Source organism: Streptomyces sp. NPDC013317, assembly GCF_055563155.1.
Genome location: NZ_JBVHDX010000005.1, coordinates 32,452 through 57,284, shown reverse-complemented (window position 1 = coordinate 57,284; position 24,833 = coordinate 32,452). Strand labels below are relative to the sequence as shown.

The 24,833-nt window shown below is 73.0% G+C and carries 19 protein-coding genes; 11 read left to right on the top strand and 8 right to left on the bottom strand.

Annotation, left to right across the window (positions count from 1 at the left end; translation table 11 throughout):
- From ACZ3IJ_RS15835 to ACZ3IJ_RS15825, 3 genes are read right to left on the bottom strand one after another with little or no spacing between them, the layout of a single operon-like run.
- Window positions 1-1,392 carry a hypothetical protein gene (locus ACZ3IJ_RS15835; protein WP_467468504.1) on the bottom strand — a complete coding sequence of 464 codons (1,392 nt, stop codon included), beginning with the start codon at window positions 1,390-1,392 and terminating at the stop codon, window positions 1-3.
- The gene (gene pelF / locus ACZ3IJ_RS15830) at window positions 1,389-2,903 is read right to left on the bottom strand and encodes a GT4 family glycosyltransferase PelF (protein ID WP_467468503.1); all 1,515 of its coding nucleotides are present in this window, start codon (window positions 2,901-2,903) and stop codon (window positions 1,389-1,391) included. Before pelF ends, ACZ3IJ_RS15835 begins: the two co-directional genes overlap by 4 nt.
- A 32-nt stretch (window positions 2,904-2,935) precedes the next feature.
- Entirely contained in the window at window positions 2,936-5,011 is a 2,076-nt protein-coding gene (locus ACZ3IJ_RS15825) for a hypothetical protein (RefSeq protein WP_467468501.1), read from the bottom strand.
- Between the two features lie 301 nt (window positions 5,012-5,312).
- Between ACZ3IJ_RS15825 and ACZ3IJ_RS15820 the strand changes: the two genes are divergently transcribed.
- From ACZ3IJ_RS15820 to ACZ3IJ_RS15795, 6 genes are all read left to right on the top strand, one after another.
- Entirely contained in the window at window positions 5,313-6,827 is a 1,515-nt protein-coding gene (locus ACZ3IJ_RS15820; RefSeq protein ID WP_467468500.1) for a leucyl aminopeptidase, read from the top strand.
- 315 nt (window positions 6,828-7,142) lie between these two features.
- Window positions 7,143-8,531: a dihydrolipoyl dehydrogenase gene (gene lpdA / locus ACZ3IJ_RS15815; RefSeq protein WP_467468499.1), complete on the top strand. Its 1,389-nt coding sequence runs from the start codon at window positions 7,143-7,145 to the stop codon at window positions 8,529-8,531.
- A 61-nt stretch (window positions 8,532-8,592) separates the two neighbouring features.
- The gene (gene sucB / locus ACZ3IJ_RS15810; RefSeq protein ID WP_467468497.1) at window positions 8,593-10,407 is read left to right on the top strand and encodes a 2-oxoglutarate dehydrogenase, E2 component, dihydrolipoamide succinyltransferase; all 1,815 of its coding nucleotides are present in this window, start codon (window positions 8,593-8,595) and stop codon (window positions 10,405-10,407) included.
- A gap of 121 nt (window positions 10,408-10,528) precedes the next feature.
- Window positions 10,529-11,152, top strand: coding sequence for a GntR family transcriptional regulator (locus ACZ3IJ_RS15805; protein WP_467468495.1), 624 nt, complete (start codon window positions 10,529-10,531; stop codon window positions 11,150-11,152).
- Window positions 11,153-11,459: 307 nt separating this feature from the next.
- Window positions 11,460-14,156 (top strand): pyruvate dehydrogenase (acetyl-transferring), homodimeric type, encoded by a 2,697-nt coding sequence (gene aceE, locus ACZ3IJ_RS15800; RefSeq protein WP_467468493.1) that lies wholly within the window; start codon window positions 11,460-11,462, stop codon window positions 14,154-14,156.
- Between the two features lie 56 nt (window positions 14,157-14,212).
- Complete coding sequence (locus ACZ3IJ_RS15795) at window positions 14,213-15,205, top strand: helix-turn-helix transcriptional regulator (protein WP_467468491.1); 993 nt, start codon at window positions 14,213-14,215, stop codon at window positions 15,203-15,205.
- On the opposite strand, the gene ACZ3IJ_RS15790 is transcribed toward ACZ3IJ_RS15795, so the two are convergent.
- The gene (locus ACZ3IJ_RS15790; protein WP_467468490.1) at window positions 15,196-16,113 is read right to left on the bottom strand and encodes an SDR family oxidoreductase; all 918 of its coding nucleotides are present in this window, start codon (window positions 16,111-16,113) and stop codon (window positions 15,196-15,198) included. The genes ACZ3IJ_RS15795 and ACZ3IJ_RS15790 overlap by 10 nt on opposite strands.
- A gap of 99 nt (window positions 16,114-16,212) precedes the next feature.
- Between ACZ3IJ_RS15790 and ACZ3IJ_RS15785 the strand changes: the two genes are divergently transcribed.
- A complete protein-coding gene (locus tag ACZ3IJ_RS15785) occupies window positions 16,213-16,731 on the top strand; it encodes a DUF4240 domain-containing protein (RefSeq protein ID WP_467469068.1) in 519 nt (172 codons plus the stop codon).
- A 102-nt stretch (window positions 16,732-16,833) separates the two neighbouring features.
- On the opposite strand, the gene ACZ3IJ_RS15780 is transcribed toward ACZ3IJ_RS15785, so the two are convergent.
- Entirely contained in the window at window positions 16,834-17,667 is an 834-nt protein-coding gene (locus tag ACZ3IJ_RS15780) for an SDR family NAD(P)-dependent oxidoreductase (RefSeq protein WP_467468488.1), read from the bottom strand.
- Window positions 17,667-18,452: an SDR family NAD(P)-dependent oxidoreductase gene (locus ACZ3IJ_RS15775; RefSeq protein WP_467468486.1), complete on the bottom strand. Its 786-nt coding sequence runs from the start codon at window positions 18,450-18,452 to the stop codon at window positions 17,667-17,669. Before ACZ3IJ_RS15775 ends, ACZ3IJ_RS15780 begins: the two co-directional genes overlap by 1 nt.
- 120 nt (window positions 18,453-18,572) lie before the next feature.
- On the opposite strand from ACZ3IJ_RS15775, the gene ACZ3IJ_RS15770 reads away from it, so the two are divergent.
- The gene (locus tag ACZ3IJ_RS15770; protein WP_467468484.1) at window positions 18,573-19,238 is read left to right on the top strand and encodes a TetR family transcriptional regulator; all 666 of its coding nucleotides are present in this window, start codon (window positions 18,573-18,575) and stop codon (window positions 19,236-19,238) included.
- Window positions 19,239-19,248: 10 nt separating this feature from the next.
- Here the strand turns inward: ACZ3IJ_RS15770 and ACZ3IJ_RS15765 are convergent, their stop codons facing one another.
- On the bottom strand, window positions 19,249-19,749 hold the full coding sequence (locus ACZ3IJ_RS15765) for a GNAT family N-acetyltransferase (protein ID WP_467468483.1): 501 nt from the start codon (window positions 19,747-19,749) through the stop codon (window positions 19,249-19,251).
- Window positions 19,750-19,794: 45 nt separating this feature from the next.
- Here ACZ3IJ_RS15765 and ACZ3IJ_RS15760 point away from each other — a divergent pair, with 45 nt between their 5' ends.
- A complete protein-coding gene (locus tag ACZ3IJ_RS15760; RefSeq protein WP_467468481.1) occupies window positions 19,795-20,691 on the top strand; it encodes a TIGR01777 family oxidoreductase in 897 nt (298 codons plus the stop codon).
- A 164-nt stretch (window positions 20,692-20,855) separates the two neighbouring features.
- On the top strand, window positions 20,856-22,199 hold the full coding sequence (locus ACZ3IJ_RS15755; protein WP_467468479.1) for an NAD(P)/FAD-dependent oxidoreductase: 1,344 nt from the start codon (window positions 20,856-20,858) through the stop codon (window positions 22,197-22,199).
- A gap of 30 nt (window positions 22,200-22,229) precedes the next feature.
- On the opposite strand, the gene ACZ3IJ_RS15750 is transcribed toward ACZ3IJ_RS15755, so the two are convergent.
- Window positions 22,230-23,708, bottom strand: a complete 1,479-nt coding sequence (locus ACZ3IJ_RS15750) for a regulator (protein WP_467468477.1) — start codon at window positions 23,706-23,708, stop codon at window positions 22,230-22,232.
- A 296-nt stretch (window positions 23,709-24,004) separates the two neighbouring features.
- On the opposite strand from ACZ3IJ_RS15750, the gene lipB reads away from it, so the two are divergent.
- On the top strand, window positions 24,005-24,814 hold the full coding sequence (gene lipB, locus ACZ3IJ_RS15745; RefSeq protein ID WP_467468475.1) for a lipoyl(octanoyl) transferase LipB: 810 nt from the start codon (window positions 24,005-24,007) through the stop codon (window positions 24,812-24,814).
- Window positions 24,815-24,833 lie beyond the last annotated feature (19 nt).

Sequence of the window (24,833 nt, the reverse complement as noted above, 5' to 3'; positions counted from 1 at the left end):
TCAGGCGCGGTGGGCGGTCGGGCGGACGAGGAGCGCGCACGTCAGGACGGCGAGGACGGCCGCGGCCACGGCGGAGACGGCCGGGCCCGCACTCGGTGCGAGGGTCTGGGTCGCGGCGGCGGCCACGCACACGGCGGCGGCGCTGCGCACCGCGCCGAAGGCCTGCAGGAGCAGGCCGAGCCAGAGCACGACCCCGACCAGCACGAGACCGAGCAGCCGCGCGCCGCCCAGCGCTTCGGCTCCCGGCCACAGCAGGGTGCCGACGGCGGACAGGGCGAGGAGGACGGCGAGGTAGGCGCCGAGGCAGTGGACGAGGTTCCCGGCCGCGGCCCGCCGGAAGGCGCGGGCCGTGGTGAGCGTGCGCAGCCGGGCGAGGCTGACCCGGCGGAACCGGTGGAGCAGCCACTCGGCGGGCCCCATGGAGAGCGTCAGAGCGACCACGGGCCCCGCGCCCGTGACGAGGGCGTCGCCGGTCCCGGCGTACAGCACCAGGAGTCCGGTGCCGAGGCCGAACAGGCCGTACGGGAGGGAGGCGGCCAGCGGGGGACCCGAGCGGGGCCGCCGCAGGGGCCCCGGGCGCAGCACCGCCGCCGCGAAGGTGAGCGCGGCCACCAGGGAGAGCGCCGGCAGACCGGCCCTGACCGGGTCGGGGAGGTCGTACCAGAACGCGGGCACGGCCCCGAGGAGCGGTGACAGCGCGCAGAGCAGGGCGCGTTCGCGGCCGAGGACGAGCAGGACGGTCGCGGCGCCCAGGTAGAGAGCCTGCCCCGCCGCGAACACCACGGCCGGCCACTCGCCGGGCTCCGCGGCCGCGAACGCGACCGCGGAGCCGAGGAGAGCGCTCGCCGGAGCGCCGAGGAGCAGGGCCCTGGCGGCGGCCTGGGGATCGCCCAGTCCGAGCCAGGAGTACGCGCGGTGGGAGAGGGCCTGGTTCCAGACCCACCCGGCCACGGCCCCCGCGAGCAGCGGGGTGGTGCTCGCCCCGCCCAGGAGCGGGGCTCCCAGGACGTAGGCGAGCCCGGGCAGCGCGAAGACGAGGCCGCGCAGGAGACAGCCGGTGAGCCCGAGGTGCCACGGGCCCGCGGGCGCGGCCTCGGGCCCGGGGTGGTGACGCTCCACGCGCGCGTAGATGTCCTCGGCGAGGGCGAAGGAGTCGGCGCGGCCGTAGGTGAGCCGTATGTGGTCGTCCGTCATGCCGTCGGACTCCAGGATCGCGGCTATCTCGTCCGGGTGCACGGCGTGGGCCGCCAACGCGCTCAGGCGGTCGGCGAGTTCGCCGACGGGATCGTCGGCGTACGCCGTGCGGTGCGGGGTGTCGTCCACGCGCTGCCGTGGGATCGCGGGCAGGGTGTCGCGCATCGTGCCGTTCTTCAGCCAGAGGGAGCCGCTCATGACAGGGAGCCTCCGCCCACGAGTTCCTGGCGCCAGGGATCGGTGAGGAGCGCCGTCCAGTCCTCCGCCTCGGGCGCGGTGTGGACGGGCCGGCCGGCGAGCTCGCGGTAGATCCGGCGGAAGCCGTCCACGGAGCGGTGCAGCGTGAACCGGTCGACGACCCGCTGCCGGGCCGTGCGCCCCAGTTCGGCCCGGCGCGCCCCGTCCCGCAGCAGCTCCGTGACGGCCGCGGCCATCACGGCGGGCTCGCGGGGCGGGACGACGATTCCGGTGTCGCCGACGGCCTCCCGGACGCCGCCGACGTCGGTGGAGACGGTGGCCCGGCCGCAGGACATCGCCTCGATCAGGGAGAACGGGAACCCCTCGCTGATCGAGGAGAGCATCACCACGCTTCCGGCCGCGTAGGCCCGGGCCACGTCGGAGACCCGCCCCTCGAAGGTGATGCCGTCGGTCACGCCCAGCTCGGCGGCGAGCTTCTCCAGACGGGTCAGGTAGTCCTCGTTGCCCGCCGGGACGGGCCCGAACAACCGCAGCCGCAGCTCCGGCAGTTCGGCGCGGGTGATGGCGTACGCCCGGATCAGCGTCTCCAGGTCCTTGATGGGGTCGACGCGGCCGCACCAGCTGAGCGTGGGGACCTCCGGCTCGGGGCCGGCGTCGGGGAACGCGGCCGGGTCGACGCCGTTGTAGACGGTCCGGATCCGGTCCGCGGGAGCGCCGCCGCGCTCCTCCCAGCGCCGGTTGTACTGGTTGCACGGGGTGATCAGGTCGGCCTTGCGGTAGCCGAGGGTGTTGAGTTCGCGGTAGAAGCCGAGCATCAGGGCCTTGACCGGCCAGCGCTGGGCCTCGGTGCGGTAGCCGAGGTACCGCTCCCGCAGGTAGATGCCGTGTTCGGTCAGCAGGAAGGGCACTCCTTCGAAGTGCTGGGCGGTCAGCGCCGGCAGGGTCGCGAGTCCGCTGGAGACCGCGTGCGCGACGCTGTCGTCGGGTATCCGGGCCGCGAGCGGGCGCAGCGCGTGTTCGAGCAGGTCCGTGGCGGTGAGCGCGTCGTGGACGGTGGGCCGGGCGGCTGCCGTCGGCAGATGCGGCATGGTCCAGATCCACATCAGCGAGCGCAGCGCGCGCTCGGAGCGCAGGGCGGCGGTGAGGCCGCCGCGCCGGGCCAGTTCGGCGAGGGCGTAGAGGCTCTCGCCGAAGTCGCAGCCCGAGCCGGGGTCGAGGATGGAGAGCAGGAAGCGCTCGTAGGTGTCGACGAACCGGCGGCGCTCACGCCCTCGCGGGGCCCGCCCCCGCTCCGGGGCGGTGCCCCAGAGCGGGAAGGCGGTGTGCTGGTAGATGTTCGGCGGCAGCTCCCAGGTCACGGGCTCGCGGCCGCTGCCGGTGAGGGCGAGGATCTGGAAGTCGACCTCGGGCATGCCCCGGACGAGCTGGTCGCACCAGGTGCTCACTCCCCCGTGGACGTGCGGATAGGTGCCTTCCGTGAGCATGGTGACGTGACGGCCACTGCTCGGCATGTTCGTTTCCCCCAGAACGTACGGGCACGTGGTCAGGCGGTCGGGAGCTTGAGCGTGGTCGTGGACTGCAGCGCCTCGGGGCCGGTCCAGGCCGAGCGCGCTCCGGCGTAGGGCGTCCCGAACACCGCGGTGCCGAGGAGGAGTTGCTTGCGGGTTCCTTCGGGGACGGTGACGGGGGCGGTCACCCCGGAGGGCGCCTTCACCGTGACCGTGTCGCCGATGCGGTACGCGGTGACCTGGCCGGCCGCGAGCGCGCGGTCCCAGGCGGTGCGGCGGTCCAGCTCCGTGCCCACGTCACGCTGGCGCGGGTTGACCAGCGGGGTGTTGTCGGCGAACAGGGCCCGGTAGTCGGCCAGGACCCGGTCGAGGACGGGGTAGAGGATGCGGTCCTCGGCGAGGTTGGACTGGTGGACGTAGTGCGGGCGGGGGTCGTTCGCCACCACGTGGGAGAGGGCCGTGCGGGCCTCCTGCGGGACGATGTGGGTGGCGTACCCGGTGGCGGTGTCGAGCGGGGCGGGCAGGCAGGTGGAGGCCGGGTTGGACTCGCAGATCCCGCTGCCGCCGTGGGCCCGCGAGGTGTACACCCAGTTGTACTCGTCGGCCATCTCGGCGGCCGTGCCGACGTTGTAGTACACGTTCATCGGGTGGCGCGGGACGGTCTTCGCGGCGCCGACGGCGCGCTGCTGGGGTTCGCGGGAGTTGTCGCTCGCGATCCATTTCACGCCGTTGTCGGAGAGCGCCCCGGACAGGTTGGGGTTGTCGACGGGCTGCTGCGGCGAGGTCTTGAGGCCGGAGTGCTCGCCGGTGACGAGCTCGGTGCGGTCGACCGAGATGCCCTTGGCGACGGCCCAGTTGTGGTTGTCGCGGATCTGCGCGGAGATGGTGCTCCGGCTCGTCCACCGGGTGGCTCCGGCAGCGGTCTTCGCGCACTGCCAGGGGACGGTGCTGTTGTCCTGCACACAGCCCAGGAAGGGGTGGGTGTAGGTGTGGTTGATCCAGCGGTACTGGGCGCGGTCGGCGATCAGCCGGGCGGCGAGCGGGTCGGTGCCGCCGTGCTCGGTCTTCCACTGCTCGCCCTGGCCGCCGTTGTAGACCATGTCCATCGTGAAGCCGGCGGACTTCTGCCAGGCGGCGGCGTACACGGCGTCGTCGACGGTCATCCGGACCGGGTTCTCGCCGGCCTCGCCGTCGCCGCCGGGGCAGTCGAAGTCGCCGGGGGTGCAGTTCCGCGTGGTGTCCCAGCGGGCGTCGGGGGCGAAGACGTCGTCGACGTGGACGGAGAAGTAGTTCCGGTTCTGCCCGAGGTGGACGCCCTGGGTGAGCCACTCGACGATGCCGCGGGCGAGCACCCGGAACTGCCGCTGGTACTGGTTGTAGGCGAAGGTGACGACCAGTTCGCGCCGGCCGTCGTGGGCGTACTCGCCGATCAGGCTGGCCCGTCCGCCGCCGTCGACGGGGATGTCGAGGAGGCTGGTGAAGCCCTCGCGCGGACGGCCCGCGTAGCCGTAGCTCTCGGAGATCGACGGGTCGTTGTCCTCGAAGGCGACCGGTCCGTCCAGGTAGCCGAAGGGGCCGGTCCTGCCGACGGCGGTGACGGCGGCGGCGGCTCCGTCGAGGGGGCCGGAGAACCCCCCGTCGCTGGTGTAGTCGAGCCCGACACCGGGGTGGGCCCAGGTGTAGGCGTCGACCTGCGGGATGCCGAAGCTCTTCTCGTACGCCGTGAGCGCGGCCTGCTCCGCGGAGTCGGGGCCGAAGGCGGCCTCGTGGGGCAGGACGACGCCCTGGTACTTGGCGCGGGGGCGCCCCGAGACCGTGTCGCTGAGGAAGGCGGCGTCGATGACCGGACGGCCGGAATCGGCCAGATCGACCCGGCGGTACGGGACGCCGGTGGAGCGCAGCTCGGCGGTGATCGCCTCCACCGCGCCGCCTCCGTCGTCGACGACCAGGACGGTCAGGTCGATCCGCGGGACCGGCGGTGCGGCGGCGCTCGCGCCCGCCGTCGGAACGACGGTGGCGAGGAGCGCGGCCGCGATCAGCGCGGCGGTCCTGGGCGTACGCCCCAGGCCCGAGGCCGCGGTTCGGGGCGTGCGGGATCCAGCAGAGTCCATCGGTGGTGTCCCCCCTCGACGGGCCCGCCGAATGCGAAGGACCCGTGGAGATGTTGCGGATGGTGCAAAGGGGCGGCTGCCGCCCTTGCGCGAATGAGGCGAGTGTGGACGAGCTCTCCGACCTTGAGGGGTAAACGTGAAAGAGACACCACGGATGAGTGAATCACCGTCGCCGTGAGCGAACACGTAGAGCGAGCGTAGGCTCGTTCTCGGCGCTCTCCGGGCCGAAATACGATGCGGCGGGCATGGTCGGCCCACCCTCGACCGCCACAGAACTCAATGGAAGCGAGATTTCACCACCGTGACTGCTCTCACTCTCAGCACAGCCGGGGCCGCGACGCTGCGCGCCGACGCCCTCGTCGTCGGTGTCGCGAAGTCCGGCAAGGGCCTGGTCGTCGCCCCCGGCGCCGAGGCCGTGGACAAGGCGTTCGACGGCAGGCTCGCCGCCGTCCTGGAGACCCTGGGCGCCGCGGGTGCCGAGGGTGAGGCCATCAAGCTGCCCGCCCCCGCCGGTCTGAAGACCCCCGTCGTGCTCGCCGTCGGCCTGGGCTCCGCCCCCGAGGACGGCGAGGCGTACGGCGCCGAGGCGCTCCGCCGCGCCGCCGGCACCGCGGCCCGCGCCCTAAACGGCGCCAAGAAGGCCGCGTTCGCCCTGCCGGTCACCGCCCCCGAGGACGCCGCGGCGATCGCCGAGGGCGCGCTGCTCGGCGCGTACGCCTACACCGCGTACCAGGAGGCCAGGAACGGCAAGGACGCGAAGAAGCCGCTGGCCGAGGTGGCCCTGCTCGGCGCCAAGCCGCGCGACAAGGCCTTCAAGGCCGCCGCCGAGCGCGCGCAGGCGGTCACCGAGGAGATCAACCGCGCCCGCGACCTGATCAACATGCCGCCGAACGACCTCTACCCCGAGACGTTCGCCGCCGCCGTCACCGCGGCGGGCAAGGCGCACGGCCTCAAGGTGCAGGTGCTCGACGAGAAGGCGCTCGTCAAGGGCGGCTTCGGCGGCATCCTCGGCGTCGGCCAGGGCGCCGCCCGCGGCCCGCGCCTGGTCCGCGTCGCCTACACCCACCCGAAGGCGGAGAAGACCCTCGCCCTGGTCGGCAAGGGCATCACCTACGACTCGGGCGGCATCTCCCTGAAGCCGGCCGGCCACAACGAGACGATGAAGTGCGACATGAGCGGCGCCGCCGCCGTCTTCGCCGCCGTCGTCGCCGCCTCCCGCCTCGGCCTGGCCGTCAACGTGACCGGCTGGCTGGCGCTCGCCGAGAACATGCCGTCGGGCTCGGCGACCCGCCCCGGCGACGTGCTGCGCATGTACAGCGGCAAGACCGTCGAGGTCCTCAACACCGACGCCGAGGGCCGGCTCGTCCTCGCCGACGCCCTCACCCGGGCCTCGGAGGAGCACCCGGACGCGATCGTCGACGTCGCGACCCTGACCGGCGCGATGGTGCTGGCCCTGGGCAACCGCACCTTCGGCATCATGGCCAACGACGACGACTACCGCACCGCGATCCACGAGATCGCCGAGGAGGTCGGCGAGCAGTCCTGGCCGATGCCGCTCCCGGCGGACCTGCGCAAGGGCATGGACTCCCCGACCGCGGACATCGCGAACATGGGTGAGCGGATGGGCGGCGGCCTGGTCGCCGGTCTGTTCCTGCAGGAGTTCGTCGGCGAGGGCATCACCTGGGCCCACCTCGACATCGCGGGCCCGGCCTTCCACGAGGGCGCGCCGTACGGCTACACCCCCAAGGGGGGCACGGGCTCCGCGGTCCGCACGCTGGTGAGGCTGGCCGAGCTCACGGCCGACGGCGAGCTCTGACCGTCCCCTCGGGCCCGTCCCGAACGTCACGGCCCCCGGGAAGGCTCCCGGGGGCCGTGACGTTCCCCTCGTCCGAAGGGGCCGTTGCGCTCTCGACGAAATCCGTAGGTTCGTACGCCGGTGTTACCCGCCCGTACGGACGATCGCCCGGTCTCACACACCGGCCCCGCGTCCCGCCGTCCGGCAACAAGTGCGAAGATGGGTTCTCGGCAGGACAGGGCCCCCACCACAGGGCCGAAGAAAAAGCGGCCGAACACCAGCCGCCGCCCGGTCATCGGAGACCGGCGCCCGGCGCACATGCATGGAGGACGTGACGTGGCGAACGACGCCAGCACCGTTTTCGACCTAGTGATCCTCGGCGGCGGTAGCGGCGGTTACGCCGCGGCGCTGCGCGGAGCGCAGCTGGGCCTGGACGTCGCACTGATCGAGAAGAACAAGCTCGGCGGCACCTGCCTGCACAACGGCTGCATCCCGACGAAGGCCCTGCTCCACGCCGGCGAGGTCGCCGACCAGGCGCGCGAGGCGGAGCAGTTCGGTGTCAAGGCCTCCTTCGAGGGCATCGACATCAAGGCCGTGCACAAGTACAAGGACGACGTGATCTCGGGCCTGTACAAGGGCCTGCAGGGTCTCGTCGCCTCCCGCAAGGTGACGTACATCGAGGGCCACGGCCGGCTCTCCTCCCCGACCTCCGTCGACGTCGACGGCCGCCGCGTCGAGGGTCGCCACGTCCTCCTCGCCACCGGTTCCGTACCGAAGTCGCTGCCGGGTCTGGAGATCGACGGCAACCGGATCATCTCCTCGGACCACGCGCTGACCCTGGACCGCGTCCCGGAGTCCGCGATCATCCTCGGCGGCGGTGTCATCGGCGTCGAGTTCGCCTCCGCGTGGAAGTCCTTCGGCACCGACGTCACGGTCATCGAGGGCCTGAAGCACCTGGTCCCGGTCGAGGACGAGAACAGCTCCAAGCTTCTTGAGCGCGCGTTCCGCAAGCGCGGCATCAAGTTCAACCTCGGCACGTTCTTCCAGTCCGCCGAGTACACCGACAGCGGCGTCAAGGTCACCCTGGCCGACGGCAAGACCTTCGAGGCCGAGGTCCTGCTCGTCGCCATCGGCCGCGGCCCGGTCTCGGCCGGTCTCGGCTACGAGGAGCAGGGTGTCGCGATGGACCGCGGCTACGTCCTCGTCGACGAGTACATGCGTACCAACGTGCCCACGATCTCGGCGGTCGGCGACCTCGTCCCGACCCTGCAGCTGGCCCACGTCGGCTTCGCCGAGGGCATCCTGGTCGCGGAGCGCCTGGCCGGTCTGAAGACCGTTCCGATCGACTACGACGGCGTGCCCCGGGTGACGTACTGCCACCCCGAGGTCGCCTCCGTCGGCATCACCGAGGCCAAGGCCAAGGAGATCTACGGCGCGGACAAGGTCGTCGCCCTGAAGTACAACCTCGCGGGCAACGGCAAGAGCAAGATCCTGAAGACCGCGGGCGAGATCAAGCTCGTCCAGGTCAAGGACGGTGCCGTGGTCGGCGTCCACATGGTCGGTGACCGCATGGGCGAGCAGGTCGGCGAAGCGCAGCTGATCTACAACTGGGAGGCGCTGCCGGCCGAGGTCGCGCAGCTCATCCACGCCCACCCGACGCAGAACGAGGCGCTCGGCGAGGCGCACCTGGCGCTGGCCGGCAAGCCTCTGCACTCCCACGACTGACGCTCACGTCATCACGGGCGCGACGACCACTTACCGCAATTCGTTAGGAGCAACTGAAACCATGTCGGTTTCCGTAACCCTGCCGGCGCTCGGCGAGAGCGTCACCGAGGGCACCGTCACCCGCTGGCTCAAGGCCGAGGGTGAGCGTGTCGAGGCCGACGAGCCGCTGCTCGAGGTCTCGACCGACAAGGTCGACACCGAGATCCCCGCCCCCGCGTCGGGCGTCCTCGCCTCCATCAAGGTCGCCGAGGACGAGACCGTCGAGGTCGGCGCCGAGCTCGCGATCATCGACGACGGCTCCGGTGCGCCGGCCGCCGCCCCGGCTCCGGAGGCCGCCGCCGCCGAGGCCCCGGCGCAGGAGGCCCCGCAGGCCCAGCCGTCCACCGAGACCCAGCAGCCCGCCCCGGCCCCGACCGCCGAGGCCGCCTCCGGCGGCGGCTCCGCCGAGGGCACCGACGTCGTCCTGCCGGCGCTCGGCGAGTCCGTCACCGAGGGCACCGTCACCCGCTGGCTGAAGTCGGTCGGCGAGACCGTCGAGGCCGACGAGCCGCTGCTCGAGGTCTCGACCGACAAGGTCGACACCGAGATCCCTGCCCCGGCCTCCGGTGTCCTCCTGGAGATCGTCGTCGCCGAGGACGAGACCGCCGAGGTCGGCGCCAAGCTGGCCGTCATCGGTGCCGAGGGTGCCGCTCCGGCCGCCGCTCCGGCTCCGGCCGCCCCGGCTCCCGCCCAGGCCGCGCCCGCCGCCCCTGCCCCGGCTCCCGCCCCGGCTGCTCCGGCTCCCGCCCCGGCTGCTCCGGCTCCCGCCCCGGCTGCTCCGGCGGCCCCGGCCCCGGCTCCGGCCCAGGCCGCGCCCGCCGCTCCGGCTCCGGTCGCCGCTCCGGCCCCCGTGGCCGCCCCGGCTCCGGTAGCCCCGGCAGCGCCCGCCCCCGCCGCCGCACAGCCGGCGGACGACGGCGCCTACGTGACCCCGCTGGTCCGCAAGCTCGCCTCCGAGAACGGCATCGACCTGGCGTCCGTCAAGGGCTCCGGCGTCGGCGGCCGTATCCGCAAGCAGGACGTCCTCGCGGCCGCCGAGGCCAAGAAGGCCGCCCCGGCCCCCGCCGCCGCTCCCGCGGCCGCCGCTCCCAAGGCCCCGGCCCTGGAGGCGTCGCCGCTGCGCGGTCAGACGGTCAAGATGACCCGCATGCGCAAGGTCATCGGCGACAACATGATGAAGGCGCTGCACGGCCAGGCCCAGCTGTCCTCGGTCGTCGAGGTCGACATCACCAAGCTGATGAAGCTGCGCGCCCGTGCCAAGGACGCGTTCGCCGCCCGCGAGGGCGTCAAGCTGTCCCCGATGCCGTTCTTCGTGAAGGCGGCGGCCCAGGCGCTGAAGGCCCACCCGGTCATCAACGCCCGGATCAACGAGGACGAGGGCACCATCACGTACTTCGACTCGGAGAACATCGGCATCGCCGTGGACTCCGAGAAGGGTCTGATGACGCCGGTCATCAAGGGTGCGGGCGACCTGAACATCGCCGGCATCTCCAAGGCCACGGCCGACCTGGCCGGCAAGGTCCGCGGCAACAAGATCACCCCGGACGAGCTGGCCGGTGCGACCTTCACCATCAGCAACACCGGTTCGCGCGGTGCGCTGTTCGACACGATCATCGTGCCTCCGAACCAGGTCGCCATCCTGGGCATCGGTGCCACGGTCAAGCGTCCGGCCGTCATCGAGACCGCCGAGGGCACCGTCATCGGCGTCCGCGACATGACGTACCTGACGCTCTCCTACGACCACCGTCTGGTGGACGGCGCCGACGCGGCCCGTTACCTGACGGCCGTCAAGGCGATCCTGGAGGCCGGCGAGTTCGAGGTCGACCTCGGCCTGTAGGGCGAGGCCGGATTGGCAACGTAACAAGCCTCACCTGCGGCGCCCCCGCCCGGAAGTGTTTCCGGGCGGGGGCGCCGCCGTATTGTCTTGAGTGTCAACGCGTCCCTTAAGGAGCGGCTTCATGAGCGTGCCCGTCGTCCACTCGCTGCGCGAACAGATCCGCGAGCACATCGTGGAGGGCATCGTCAGCGGCCGCTGGAAGCCGGGCGAGCGGATCGTGGAGCGCCGGATCGCGACCGAGCTGGAGGTCAGCCAGACGCCGGTCCGCGAGGCACTGCGCGAGCTGGAGTCGCTGCGGCTGATCGAGTCCTCCCCCAACAAGGGCGTACGGGTACGGAATCTGACCGCGGCCGACCTGGAGGAGAGTTACCCGGTCCGGGCCGGTCTGGAGCAGATCGCGGCGGAGCTCGCGGCGACCCGGCTCGCGGCCGACTGCTCGGCCCTGGAGCCGCATGTGGCGGCGCTGTACGAGGCGGACCGGGCGGCCGACGGAACGGCCCAGGTACGGCACACGGTGGGCTTCCACCGCGAGCTGGTGAAGGCGGCCGGGAACGGCGTGCTGCTGCACACCTGGGAGGGCCTGGGCATCGAGGTCTTCACGGCGCTGTCGATCCGCTGGCTCGGCACGGTCCAGAAGTCGTACGCCGAGGAGCACCAGGAGCTCGTGGAGGCCTTCCGGCGCGGCGACCCGCACATCGGCAGCCTGGTCAAGGCCCACGTCCTCGGCTGCGCCCCGAGAGCCTGACGCACGGGCGCGTCGCGCGGCGCCCGATCCACCTCCGTACCCGATGAGCGGGCCCTCCACGGGCCCGCTCATTCGTGCGAGGGGCCTCTCATTCGGCCTCTCACCTGCGAAAACAAGGCACCCGGTGCCCGTTTTCGCGGCACCCTGTGCCGACTTTCGCGATCTGGAGCGGTTTTCCCCGGCTACCCTTTGATCGATCATCGATCGGCGGCTTACAGTCTTCGGCGGGCCGCTACCCGGCCCTTCGCCCTGTCCTGCCAGACAAGGCACCCCTTCTCCACCCCCATCTGTCCGGAAGGCGGCGATCATGACCGATCCCGTAGGCAAGATTCCGAGCGAGCTCGACCAGCTCCCGGACCGTGACACCGAGGAGACCGCCGAGTGGGCGGCCTCCCTGGACGCCGTCACCAAGGCCGCCGGCCCCCACCGGGCCGCCTACCTGATGCGCCGCACGCTGCAGCACGCCGAGGGCGCGGGCCTGGCCCTGCCCAAGCTGCTGGAGACGGACTACGTCAACACCATCCCCACCTCCGCGGAGCCCGTCATCGACGGCGACGAGGAGATGGAGCGCAGGATCACCGCCTGGAACCGCTGGAACGCCGCCGCCATGGTGACGCGCGGTGCCAAGCACGGGGTCGGCGGCCACATCGCCACGTTCGCGTCGGCGGCCTGGCTCTACGAGACCGGCTTCAACCACTTCTTCAAGGGCAAGGAAGCCGACGGTTCCGGCGACCAGCTCTACATCCAGGGCCACGCCTCCCCGGGCATCTACGCCCGCGCGTTCCTCGACGGACGCCTGAACGAGGCCCACCTCGACAACTTCCGGCAGGAGTCGGGCGGCAACGGCCTCCCCTCCTACCCGCACCCGCGCCGCCTTCCCTGGCTGTGGGAGTTCCCGACCGTCTCCATGGGTCTGGGCCCGCTCTCCGCCATCTACCAGGCGCGCTTCAACCGCTACCTCACCAACCGCGCCATCAAGGACGTCTCCGCGTCGCACGTGTGGGCGTTCCTCGGTGACGGCGAGATGGACGAGCCCGAGTCGACGGCGGCACTCGCGCTCGCCGCCCGCGAGGGTCTGGACAACCTGACCTTCGTCATCAACTGCAACCTGCAGCGCCTCGACGGCCCGGTCCGCGCCAACTTCAAGATCGTGCAGGAGCTGGAGGCCCAGTTCCGCGGCGCCGGCTGGAACGTCGTGAAGTCGCTGTGGGGCAACGCCTGGGACGAGCTGTTCGCGCTCGACACCACCGGCGCCCTCGTCCGCCGCCTCCGCGAGGTCCCGGACGCGCAGGTCCAGACGTACCAGACCCGCGACGCCGCCTACATCCGCGAGGACTTCTTCGGCAAGGACCCGGCGCTCGTCGCGATGGCCCAGCTGCTGAGCGACGACAAGATCCTCGAGTGCTTCCACCTCTCCCGCGGTGGCCACGAGCCGCGCAAGGTGTACGCCGCGTACAAGGCCGCCCTGGAGTTCAAGGGCGCCCCGACGGTGATCCTCGCGCAGACCGTGAAGGGCTTCACCCTGGGTGAGGGCTTCGCGTCGAAGAACGCGAACCACCAGATGAAGAAGCTCTCCACCGACGAGTTCAAGAACATGCGTGACCTCCTCGGTCTGCCGATCTCGGACGCGCAGTTCGTCGACGGCGTGGTGCCGTACGGCCACCCCGGCGCCGACTCCGCCGAGGTCCGCTACCTCCAGGAGCGCCGCGCCGCGCTCGGCGGCCCCGCCCCGGCCCGCCGCTCGCACGCGCTCGCGCCGCTGCCGGCCCCGGCGGAGAAGGCGTTCGCCGCCTTCGACAAGGGCTCCGGCTCGCAGTCGATGGCGACGACGATGGCCTTCGTCCGTCTGGTCAAGGACCTGATCCGCGACAAGGAGACCGGCAAGCGCTGGGTCCCGATCGTCCCGGACGAGGCCCGTACCTTCGGTATGGAGTCGCTGTTCCCGTCGCTCGGCATCTACTCGCCGAAGGGCCAGACGTACGAGCCGGTCGACCGCGACCAGCTGATGTACTACAAGGAGGCCGTCAACGGCCAGATCCTCAACGAGGGGATCACCGAGGCCGGCTCGATGGCCGACTTCATCGCCGCGTCCACCGCGTACTCCACGCACGGTGAGGCGATGATCCCGTTCTACATCTTCTACTCGATGTTCGGCTGGCAGCGCACGGCCGACCAGATGTGGCAGCTCGGCGACCAGCTCGGCCGCGGCTTCCTCGTCGGTGCCACGGCGGGTCGGACGACGCTGACCGGTGAGGGCCTGCAGCACGCCGACGGCCACTCCCCCGTCATCGCGGCGACCAACCCGGCCGCCCTGACGTACGACCCCGCGTTCGCCTACGAGGTCGCGGCGATCGTCAAGGAGGGCCTGCGCCGGATGTACGGCGAGGGTGCCGAGGGCGAGGACCGGGACGTCTTCTACTACCTCACGGTCTACAACGAGCCGATGCCGCAGCCGGCCAAGCCGGCCGGGGTCGACGAGGGCATCGTCAAGGGCCTGTACCGCTTCAACACGGCGGAGTCGGCGGGCCTCGACCTGCCGGCGAACGCCGCGCGGATCCAGCTGCTCTCCTCCGGTACGGCCATCCACTGGGCCCTGGAGGCGCAGAAGCTGCTCGCCGCCGAGTGGGGCGTGGGCGCGGACGTGTGGTCCGCGACCTCCTGGACGGAGCTGCGGCGCGACGCGCTGGAGTCCGACGCGGCGCTGCTGCGCGGCGAGGAGCAGGTCCCGTACATCCGCAGGGCGCTGGAGGGCGTGGAGTCCCCGGTCCTCGCCGTCTCGGACTACATGCGTCAGGTCCCGGACCAGATCGCGCAGTGGGTCGAGCAGGACTGGTCGTCGCTCGGTGCGGACGGCTTCGGTCTGTCGGACACGCGTGACGCGGCCCGTCGCCACTTCGGTGTCGACGCGCAGTCGATCGTCGTCGCGGCCCTGGCCCAGCTCGCCCGCCGCGGCGAGGTCCCGGCCTCGGCCGTGAAGGAGGCGCGCGAGCGCTACGGCCTGTAAGGCCCGTGGGCCGGACTCCGGCCCGGCTGTCGGTGCGTGCGCGCATGATGGGGGTCATGCGCGCAGCCCGGCTCATCAAGATGGTCCTTCTGCTCCAGTCCCGTCCGTCGATGACGGCGGCCGAACTGGCCGCGGAGCTGGAGGTGTCCGAACGGACCGTCACCCGTGATGCCCTCGCCCTCTCGGAGGCGGGGGTTCCGGTGTATGCGGACCGGGGCAGGGCCGGCGGGTACCGGCTGATCGGCGGCTACCGCACGCGACTCACGGGCCTCGCGCGCGGCGAGGCCGAGGCGCTGTTCCTGTCCGGACTGCCGGGCGCGCTGCGGGACATGGGCCTGGAGGACACGGCGTCGGCGGCCCGGCTGAAGGTGTCCGCGGCGCTGCTGCCCTCGCTGCGCGACGCCCCGGACTCGGCTGCGCAGCGCTTTCTGCTCGACGCCCCGGGCTGGTACCAGGAGCCGGAGACGCCGGAGCTGCTGCCCCCGATCGCGGAGGCGGTCTGGGACGACCGGCTCCTCTCGGCGCGCTACCGGCGCGGGGACGCCGAGGTGGAGCGCGAGCTGGCACCGTACGGGCTCGTCCTGAAGGCGGGCGTCTGGTACCTGTGCGCCCGCTCGGGTACGGCGTTCCGTACCTACCGGGTGGACCGTTTCGCGGCCGTGGCCCTCCGCGAGGAGCGGTTCGAGCGGGACAAGGAGTTCGACCTGCCCGCGTTCTGGTCGGAGCGGGCCGCGGAGTTCGCCCGTTCGATCCTGCGCTCCGAGGTCGTCCTGCGGCTCTCCCAGGCGGGGGCGCGCCGGCTGCCGTACGTGACGGACCGCGCGGCGGCACAGGAGGCGCTCGCGGCCGCCTCGACGGACGGCGGGGGCCGGCTGACGGCGACGCTCCGCGTGGAGAACGAGGAGGTCGCGTTCAGCCAGCTGCTGACCCTGGGCCCGGAGGTGGAGGTCCTGTCCCCCGCACCGCTCCGTTCCCGCTTCACGGCCGCGGCGGAGGGCCTCTCCGCGCTGTACGGCCGGGAGGCCGGACGGCGGGGTGGTCAGCGGTAGTCGTCCACGGAGGGGGTGCCGGTCTCGCCTGCGAGCATGTAGCCCCAGGCGTCGGGCTGGGAGCCGTCCACGTCCGTGAAGCCGTACACCCGGGCCAGCTGACCGCTGGAGAGCGACCGGCCGTTCCAGCGGGCCCGGTCGGGGTCGGCCGCGAGGGCCACGACGGCGCGGCCGACGTACAGCGGGGACTCGGCGATCTCGAAGCCCGGGACCTTCTCGATCGCGTCCCTCCAGTTCTCCTCGGTCACGCCGAAGGCCGCCAGCATCTGTTCGGAACGCAGCCAGCCGGGCGTGAGGCAGACCGCGGTGGCACCGACGTCCTCCAGGTCGTGGGCGAGCGCGAACGCCATCCGGATCGGGGCGTTCTTCGTGAGGTCGTAGAAGAAGTTCTCGCGGAACCGCGTGTTCCACTCGGCGGTTCCGTCGGTCATCTCGACGACGAGTCCGCCCGGGTGGCGGATGAGCAGCGGCAGCGCGAGGCGGGAGGTGATCGTGTGCGTCCGCACACCGAGCTCCATCATGCGCAGCCCGTCGGTCAGATCGGTCTCCCAGATCTTCTTGCCGAACTCGAGCAGGTGTTCCCCGCCCCACACGTCGTTGACGAGGACGTCCAGCCGGCCGCGCTCCGCGTCGATCCGTTCGACGAGCGCCCGGACCTGGTCGATCTCCAGATGGTCGGTGGGAACGGCGACGCCCTCGCCGCCGGCCGCCGTCACCAGCTCGGCCGTCTGCTCGATGGTCTCGGTCGTTCGGCCGACCTCGCTCACCCTGTCCCGGGTGGTGCGCCCGGTCACGTACACGGTGGCGCCCGCCGTGCCGAGCGCCACGGCGATGGCCCGTCCGGCGCCCCGTGTGGCGCCCGCGACCAGTGCGATCCTGCCGCTGAGCGGCTTCGTTGTGGTCTCCATGGAACGAGCGTGACAGGAAAGTACGACACCTTCTGTCCGGTTTGATTTTGGCTGTTTCCGGGTGCGTCGCCCTTCCCCAAGGTCGATGCTTGGTCCGTGATGGACGAGACGGAGTTCTGGGAGATCATCGACTCCACCCGCGAGGCCGCCGAGGGCGACCCCGAGGAACACGCCGACCTGCTCGTCGAGCGGCTGCTGCAGCTCGACCCCGACTCCGTGCTCGACTTCGCCCGCCACTTCGAGGCTCGCTACAACCGCGCGTACCGCTGGGACCTCTGGGGCGCGGCGGCGGTGCTGCTCGACGGTGCGGGCGACGACGCCTTCGACTACTTCCGCTGCTGGCTCATCGGGCAGGGCCGGGAGGTCTTCGAGGGCGCGGTGCACGACCCGGACGCGCTCGCCGAGCTGCTCGACGAGTTCGACGAGGAGATCGACGGGGACGGCGAGGAGCTGGGGTTCGCGGCGGACGAGGCGTACGAGCAGCTCACCGGCGCGGAGGCACCGGACCTGGGGATTCCGCCGCAGCCGGCGGAGCCGGAAGGCGTCGCCTTCGACGTGGAGGACGACACGGCGCTCGCGGCGCGCTACCCGCGCCTGTGGGAGCGGTTCGGCGCGTAGCCGGCCCGAGCGGTTCGGCGCGCAGCCGGCCCGGCCTCCCGTGCGAGGAGGGTGGGGTAGAGACCCGGGCGGCCGTCCCCACCCCGGGTCCGTACCGGTCCGTCAGCCGAGCCGCAGCTCGGGGTCCACCTGACCGAGGATCATGTCCGTCCGCGCCGGCAGCGCCTCGTGGAGGGTGTCGGGCTGCGGGACCACCCAGTACTTGCCCTCCGCGACCTGCGCGAAGACCCGCTCCGCGTGCTCCTCGGGGGTCAGGCCGTGCTCGTCGCTCATGGCCTGGAGGTGGTCGGAGAAGCCGGTGACCTCGGGCGGCTCGGACGCTCCGGGGCGAGCCGCCCGGAAGATCTCGCTCCGTACGGCCCCGGGGGTCACCACGGAGACCTGGACGGGGGCGCCCTTCATCCGCATCTCGTAGTGCAGCGACTCGGTCAGGGCGAGTGTGCCGAACTTGGTGACGCTGTACGGGGCCATCAGGGGGCTGGGCAGCAGCCCGCCGATCGACGACACGTTCACCACCCAGGACCGCTCGCCGCGCTCCAGCATGCGCGGCACGAAGGCGCGGATGCCGTTCACGTAGCCGCCGATGTTGACACGGAGCATGGCGTCCCAGCGCTCGGCGGGGATCTCCCAGGAGTAGCCCATGGCCATGATCCCGGCGTTGTTGACCAGCAGGTCGACGGCGCCGAAGCGGCTGTACGCGCGGTCGGCGAGCGCCTCCACGGAGGACGGGTCGGCGACGTCGGTGACGACCGCCTCGGCCTGCGCGCCCGCCTCCCGCAGCTCGTCCGCGAAGGCGGTGAGACGGTCGGCGGCGATGTCGGCGAGCACGAGCCTCATGCCGAGGCCGGCGGCGTGGCGGGCGAGCCCGGCGCCGATCCCGGAGGATGCGCCCGTGATCACCGCCGTACGGCCGCCGAAGACCGTGGCGGCGCTCATCAGAAGTGGGTCCCGCCGTCGACACGGACCTCGGTGCCGGTGATGAACTTCCCGTCGTCGGAGGCGAGCATCGCGACGACACCGGCCACGGTCTCGGGGCCGGCGAAGCCCTCGCCGATGGCCGGGGCGAGCTTGGCGAAGAGGGACCAGTCGGTGTCCTCGGGCAGGCCGGGCCCGGTGGACCGGCCGCTGGCGCCGGAGCCGTCGGTCATGCCGGAGGAGATGGAGCCGGGCTGCACGGCGGTGAAGCGGATGCCCTGCTTGGCGTACTCGGCGGCCAGCGCGTGGGTCATGGACTGGATGCCGCCCTTGCTGGCCGCGTAGGCGGCCATGTACGGGTGGGCGAACACCGCAGAGGTGGAGGAGAAGTTCACGACGGCGGAGCCGTTGCCCTCCAGGAGCGCCGGGACGGCCTCGCGGATCATCAGGAACGTGCCGGTCAGGTTGATCCGGACGACCTGCTCGAAGGCGTCGAGCGTCGTCTCGTGCGTGTGCGAGGAGCGCAGGATGCCGGCGGCGTTGACCAGCACGTCCAGGCCGCCGAGCGCCTCGACGGCGGCGGTGACACCGGCGCGTACCGAGGTCTCGTCGGCGATGTCCACGACGAGGGCGGTCAGCCGGTCGGCGTCGGCGCGGGCCTTGGCGACGGTGTCCTTCAGGCCGTTCTCGCTGATGTCGGCGGCGACGACGCTGCCGCCCTCGGCGAGCATGCGCAGCACGGTGGCCTGGCCGATGCCGGAGCCGCCACCGGTGACCAGTGCGCGGCGTCCTTCGTAGCGGTTCATGTCCTGTCCGACCTCTCGACGGCGATTGTCTCGGTGCAGGCACACCGTACGCCCGAGTGGCACGATTTGCCATACCTGCATGAAATGCACGGTCGGCAGGGGCCGCGTACCCTTCGTACGGTGAGCACCAAGCCCTCCCCGAAGCCCGGCTCCCTGACGGAGCGCCGCAAGGCGGCCACCCAGCTCGACATCGCGCGGGCCGCCGCCGAGCTCTTCACCGAACGCGGCCCCGACGGCACCACGGCCGAGGACATCGCCCTGCGCGCCGGGGTCGCGCTGCGCACCTTCTACCGGTACTTCCGCTCCAAGCAGGACGCGGTCGCCCCGCTCCTCGCGGGCGGCGCGGACCGCTGGCGGGAGTCGCTGGCGGCGGCGGAGCCGGGGTCGACGGTGCCGGCCGCCCTGGAGCGGTCGATCGCCGAGGCGCTCGCGGCCGCCGACGAGGAGGCGGCCGAGGGGCTCCGCTGGACGCGCGGGCTGCTGAGGGCGGCCGCGGAGGACGCGGCGCTGCGGGCCGTCTGGTACCGGGTGAACCAGGAGTCGGAGGAGAAGCTCCTCGCGGTGGTGGCGGAGCTGGCCGGCCCGGGCGCCGACCCGCTGGAGGTACGGCTCGCCGCGGCGGCGGCCACGGACGCCATCCGGGTCGCCCTGGAAGCCTGGGCGGAGACGGACGCACCCGTCCGCGGCCAGGGCGCGCCGGCCGAGCTCGCGGTGCGCTGTCTGCGGGAACTGATGGGCGGGATGGGCCCGTTGACGCCGGCGGGGGCCGGGCACACGGACGCCTAGGACGGTTCTCCTACGGCGCTACCGAGCGGCCCATCAGGACGTCGTCGACGTACGCGCCGTCCAGGAAGAACTCGCCGGGCAGGACGCCCTCCACCACGAAGCCCTCGGAGGCGTAGAGCGCACGGGCGGGCTTGTTGTGGCCGAGGACGCGCAGCGTGATCCGCGTGCAGCCCTGGCGCCTGGTCTCGTCGAAGGCGGCGCGCAGCAGCGCGCGGGCCACGCCCCGGCCGCGGGCGCTCTCGGCGACGGCGAGTCCCTGGATCTGGCGGACGTGCGCGTTGCAGGCGAGCGGGGTGGGCGGCACGAGCCGCAGGTAGCCGACGACCTCCGGCCCGCGCTGCGCGACCAGGAAGTCCTCGGGCCGGTGCCGGTCGTCGAAGAACGGCGCGTACGGGGGCTCCGGCGGCGGGAGCACGGCGTGCAGCGGGGACCAGGTCGCACGGTCCAGTTCCGCCAGCGCGTCCCCGTCGGCGGCGAGGGCCTGTCGTATGTGCGTCTCCGGCGCGATCATGTGCGCCACTGTGCCACGTCGGGACGGGGAGGGCAGGATGTCCCCATGCAACGCTCGCGTATCGCCGTCACCGGCGCCTCCGGACTCATCGGCACGGCCCTGGTGCGCTCACTGCGCGCCGACGGCCACCACGTCAGCCGTCTGGTGCGGCGGCCCGCCCGGACCGCGGACGAGATCGAGTGGGACCCGGCGCGGCTGTACGTGGACGCGGCGGGGCTCGTCGGGGTCGACGCGGTCGTGCACCTGGCGGGTGCGGGCGTCGGCGAGCGCCGCTGGAGCGAGGCGTACAAGAAGCAGATCCGCGACAGCCGCGTGCTCGGTACGCGCGCGATCGCGGAGGCCCTCGCCTCGCTGGCCGACCCGCCGAAGGTCCTGGTGTGCGGCACGGCCCTCGGCTACTACGGCGACACGGGCTCGCGCGCGGTGGACGAGAGCGCACCCGCGGGCGAGGGCTTCCTGCCCTCGGTCTGCGTGGAGTGGGAGGCGGCGGCGGCCCCCGCAGAGGAGGCCGGCATCCGGGTCGTCTACGCCCGCACCGGTCTCGTCGTGGCCGCACAGGGCGGGGCGTGGGGCCGGCTCTTCCCGGTCTTCCGCGCCGGGGTAGGCGGACGGATGGGCGACGGCCGGCAGTACTGGAGCTTCATCTCGCTGCACGACGAGGTGGCCGCCCTGCGGCACCTGATCGACACCGACTCCCTGGCGGGGCCGGTGAACCTGACCGCCCCCGAGCCGGTGACCAACCGCGAGGTGACGGCGGCGATGGGCCGGGTCCTGCGCCGCCCGACGCTCTTCACGGTCCCGGCGCCGGCGCTGCGCCTGGCGCTCGGCGAGTTCGCGGTGGATGTGCTGGGCAGTCAGCGGGTGCTCCCGAGCCGCCTGTTGGAGTCGGGGTTCGATTTCGCCTTTCCGACGATCGACGAGTCGATCCGCGCGGCGGCCTGACACCGCACGGTGCGACCCCGTGCTGCGTGCACCCCCGCGCGCGCCGCTGACGCGGCCACGGGCGAAGCCCCAGGCTGGCATGCCCTGAATGCGAATGCGGGCATTCCGGGGGCCGGTTGGGGGCATAGGCCTCCCACCAGCCGCGCCGACCTGGGGAGGGGCACGTGCTCAGTACCGCACGCCACAAGGACGTCGCCACGGACGTCGTCATCGTCGGGGCCGGGATCGCGGGGCTCGCGGCCGCCCACCGGCTGACCAGCGCCGGGCTCGGCGTCACGGTCCTGGAGGCCGGTCCACGGGTCGGCGGCCGGATGGCCACCGACGACATGGAGGGCTTCCGCCTCGACCGGACCGGGCCGCTGCTCACGGCCTCGCGCGCCGAACTGCTCCGGACCCGGGGCCTGGAGGGAGTGACGCTGCGCCCGTTCGGGCCGGGGGCGCTGGTGCACAGCGACGGTCGGTACGCGAGGGTCGGAGAACCGTTCCCGCACCCACGTCGGCGCTCCACCCACACACCCTGGCGCGTAGGGGGAGCGTTCAGTGTGGCGCGCGCCCTCGCGAGCGCCCCCCGCAATCCGGCCGCCTCGCTGGACCAGGCGCGGCTCGGCGCCTCGCTGGCACGGCTCGCGGCGACGCCCGCGCAGCGCCTGCTGGCCCGGCCGGAGCGGACGGCCCGCGAGGCGCTGACGGCGCGGCTGCCGGCGCGCACGGTCCAGGCGGCCGTACGGCCTCTGATCGCGTCGCTGCTCGGCGATCCCGACCTGACCACGTCCAGTCGCCAGGCCGACCTGGCACTGCGCGCGTTCGCGCGCGGGCGGCTCTGCGTCCCGGAGGGCGGGGCCGGCTCGCTGCCCGAGCTGCTCGCCGCGTCGCTGCCGCCGGGGACGGTGCGCACGGGGGTCCGGGTCACGGACCTCGCGATCAACCGGGTCGAGACGGCGGAGCACGGGGTCTACGGCTGCCGTTCGGTCCTGCTGGCCACGGGCGCGCGTACGGCGGCCGAGCTGCTGCCCGGGCTGCGCGTGCCACGCTTCCACGCGGTCACCGTGCTGCATCACACGGCCCCCGAGGCGCCCACGCCCGACCCCGTCCTGATCCTGGAGTCCGATCCGGGCGGCCCGGTGGCGCACACGGCCGTCATGAGCGCCGTCGATCCCACGAGGGCACCCGCGGGCCGCGTCCTGGTGTCCTCGACGATCCTCGGCACCCCGCCCGACGACGCGGAGCGCCGGGTCCGCAAGCACCTCGCGACCCTGTACGGGACGTCGACGGACGAGTGGGAGCTCCTCGCGCTGCACCACACCCCCGAGGCGATCCCCGCGATGCCGCCGCCGCACGACGCCCGTCGCCCGGTCCGCCTGCTCGCCGGTCTCTACGTCTGCGGCGACCATCGGGACACGTCCACGCCCCAGGGGGCCCTGGCCTCCGCCCATCGTGCGGCGCACGCACTCCTGACGGACCTCGGCATCCGTGCGCCCCAGGGCGCCCCGGCGGAGGCGGCGGCCTAGGAGGGCACGACCGGCAGGCGCGCGGGGGCGTCAGCCGATGGCCGCCACGCGGTCGCGGTAGGTACGGACCGCGGCCGCGTCGCGGTACGGCTCCAGTCGCCGTTCGAAGTCGCGGACGTACTCGAGCGCGCGGGCCGAACGCATCTCGGAGGCCTGCTGCGCCGCCTCCGCGCCCAGGGCGCACGCCTGGTCCAGTTCGCCGAGGCCGAGGCGGGCGGAGGCGAGGACCACCCGGCAGAAGAGGCGGCTGCGCGCGAAGCCCGGGGCGCGGAGCTGGAGGGAGCGTTCGGCGTGCTGCGCCGCGGCCCGGTACTGCTGGAGGTCGCGGTGGCAGTGCCCGAACTCGTCGGAGAGCTGCGCCTCGTCGAAGGGGCGCGCCCAGTACGGCACGTCGTCCCCGGGCCTGGCCGTCTCCAGCGCCCGCTCGGCCCTGGCCAGCGCGGCGCCGCACGCCCGGGCCTCACCGAGCACCCCGTGCCCGCGCGCCTCCACGGAGTGGAGCAGGGCCTGGACGACCGGCGGCGCGGTGGAGCCGACGCCCTGCTGGGCGACCCGGGCCAGCTGAACGGCCTCGCGCCCGTGGCCGAGGTAGACGGCCTGCCGGCTCATGGTGATCAGGACGTACGAGCCGTAGGCCCGGTCCCCCGCCGCCTGCGCGAGCCGCAGCGCCTGGACGAAGTACCGCTGGGCGAGCCCGTGCGCCGCGATGTCGTACGAGGTCCAGCCGGCCAGTCTCGTCAGATCGGCCGCCGCGGCGAACAGCCGGCGGCCGACGGTCTCCCCGTAGACACCGCGCAGCATCGGCTCGGCCTCGTGCTCCAGGTAGCGGACGAGTGCCTGGCGGGCGTGGCCGCCGCCGTACGCGTGGTCGAGGGTGCGGAAGAGCTCGCCGACCGAGCGCAGCGCGGCGACGTCGCCGCTGGAGACCCGCTGCCCGGGTCCCCGGTCCGTACCGCGCTGCCGGGGCACCGAGATCCTGCCCTGCTGCGGCACCCGGGGGTCCTGTCCGAGCAGGCCGTCCGCGCCGAGCCGCCCGCTCGGCGCGGCGCTCTCGCTCCGCGCCACCCGGTCGTCGGCGCGGCCGATCAGCCAGTCGCGGCTGGGGACGACGAGCCCCGCCGGGGTGAAGGCGATCTTGCGCAGCTCCGCGTGGCTCCCGGAGTCCTTCCTCCACAGCCCGCTGACGATGTCGACGGCCTCGTCGGGTGTCGCCGCGAACTCGAGACCGGCGTACACGGGGGCGCAGGCGTCCAGACCGAGGTCCTGCGCGGAGAGGCGGCGGCCCAGGCGCCGGGTGAAGACCTCGGCGATCAGGGCGGGCGTGGTGCCGCGCGGCTGCTGACCGCGCAGCCAGCGGGTCACGGAGGTCTTGTCGTACCGCAGGTCGAGCCCGTGCTCCAGGCCGAGCTGGTCCACCCGTCTCGCCAGGCCCGCGTTGGAGAACCCGGCCTCGGCGATGAGCGCGGCGAGCCGGCGGTTCGGGATGCGCTGCGGGGGTCGTTCCGTCATCAGCTGTGCGGTCTCCTGCCTTCCGGGCCCAGGTGGAAGCCCGTGCGGCCCCTCATGGAACGGCGTGAATTTAGCGGCCCTCACCGCCTGTACCGCCTCCTTCGCCCCACATTCATCCGATCGTGTGAGGATTGGGGCCGTCGCTGACGGAGGGGCCTCGCGCGGGGGCCGTCGCACCTGCCGGACCGGTCTCTCGGGCGCCGCCGTACAGTGGCATGGGCGCGAATGACGCATGGTGCCGAGCCGACCCGGGACGATCCCCGGACCCGGCCACGGCACCAGGAGGAGGCACTGCCGTGAGTGAGCTGCGATTCGTCCGTCTGGGCTTCGGCGACGACGCCGTCGAGTACCAGGTGGCCTGGGACAAGCAGCGCGAGGTGCACACCGCCCGGTTCGCCGACGAGATCGCCGACACCTGTCTGCTCCTGGAGCACCCGCCCGTGTACACGGCGGGCCGGCGTACGGAGGAGAGCGAGCGCCCCCTGGACGGGACGCCGGTCGTGGACGTGGACCGCGGCGGAAAGATCACCTGGCACGGCCCCGGTCAGCTCGTCGGCTACCCGATCATGAAGCTGCCCCGCCCGGTCGACGTCGTCGCGCACGTGCGACGTCTGGAGGAGGCGCTGATCCGCACGGCCGCCGAATTCGGCGTGGAGACCACCCGGATCGAGGGCCGCAGCGGCGTCTGGGTCCTCGGCGACCCGGTGGAGCGGCGTCCGTCGCTCGGCGGGCTCTCGCTGGACTTCGACCCGCGGCTGAGCGATCCGGAGTTCGACCCGCGGCTCAACGGCCCGGAGTACGCCCCGTCCAACGCCGGCCAGCGCCGCGAGGACCGCAAGCTGGCCGCGATCGGCATCCGGGTCGCCAAGGGCGTCACGATGCACGGCTTCGCCCTGAACGTGAACCCGGACAACGCCTGGTTCGACCGGATCATCCCCTGCGGGATCCGGGACGCGGGCGTGGCCTCGCTCGCGAGCGAACTGGGCCGGGACATCACGATCGAGGAGGTCCTGCCGGTGGTCGAGAAGCACCTGCGCGCCGTCCTGGAGAACGCGGAGCTCAAGCCGCGCCCGGTCGCGCGCGAGACGGCCGCCACCTCCGCCTAGGGAATCGCGGGGAATGCCG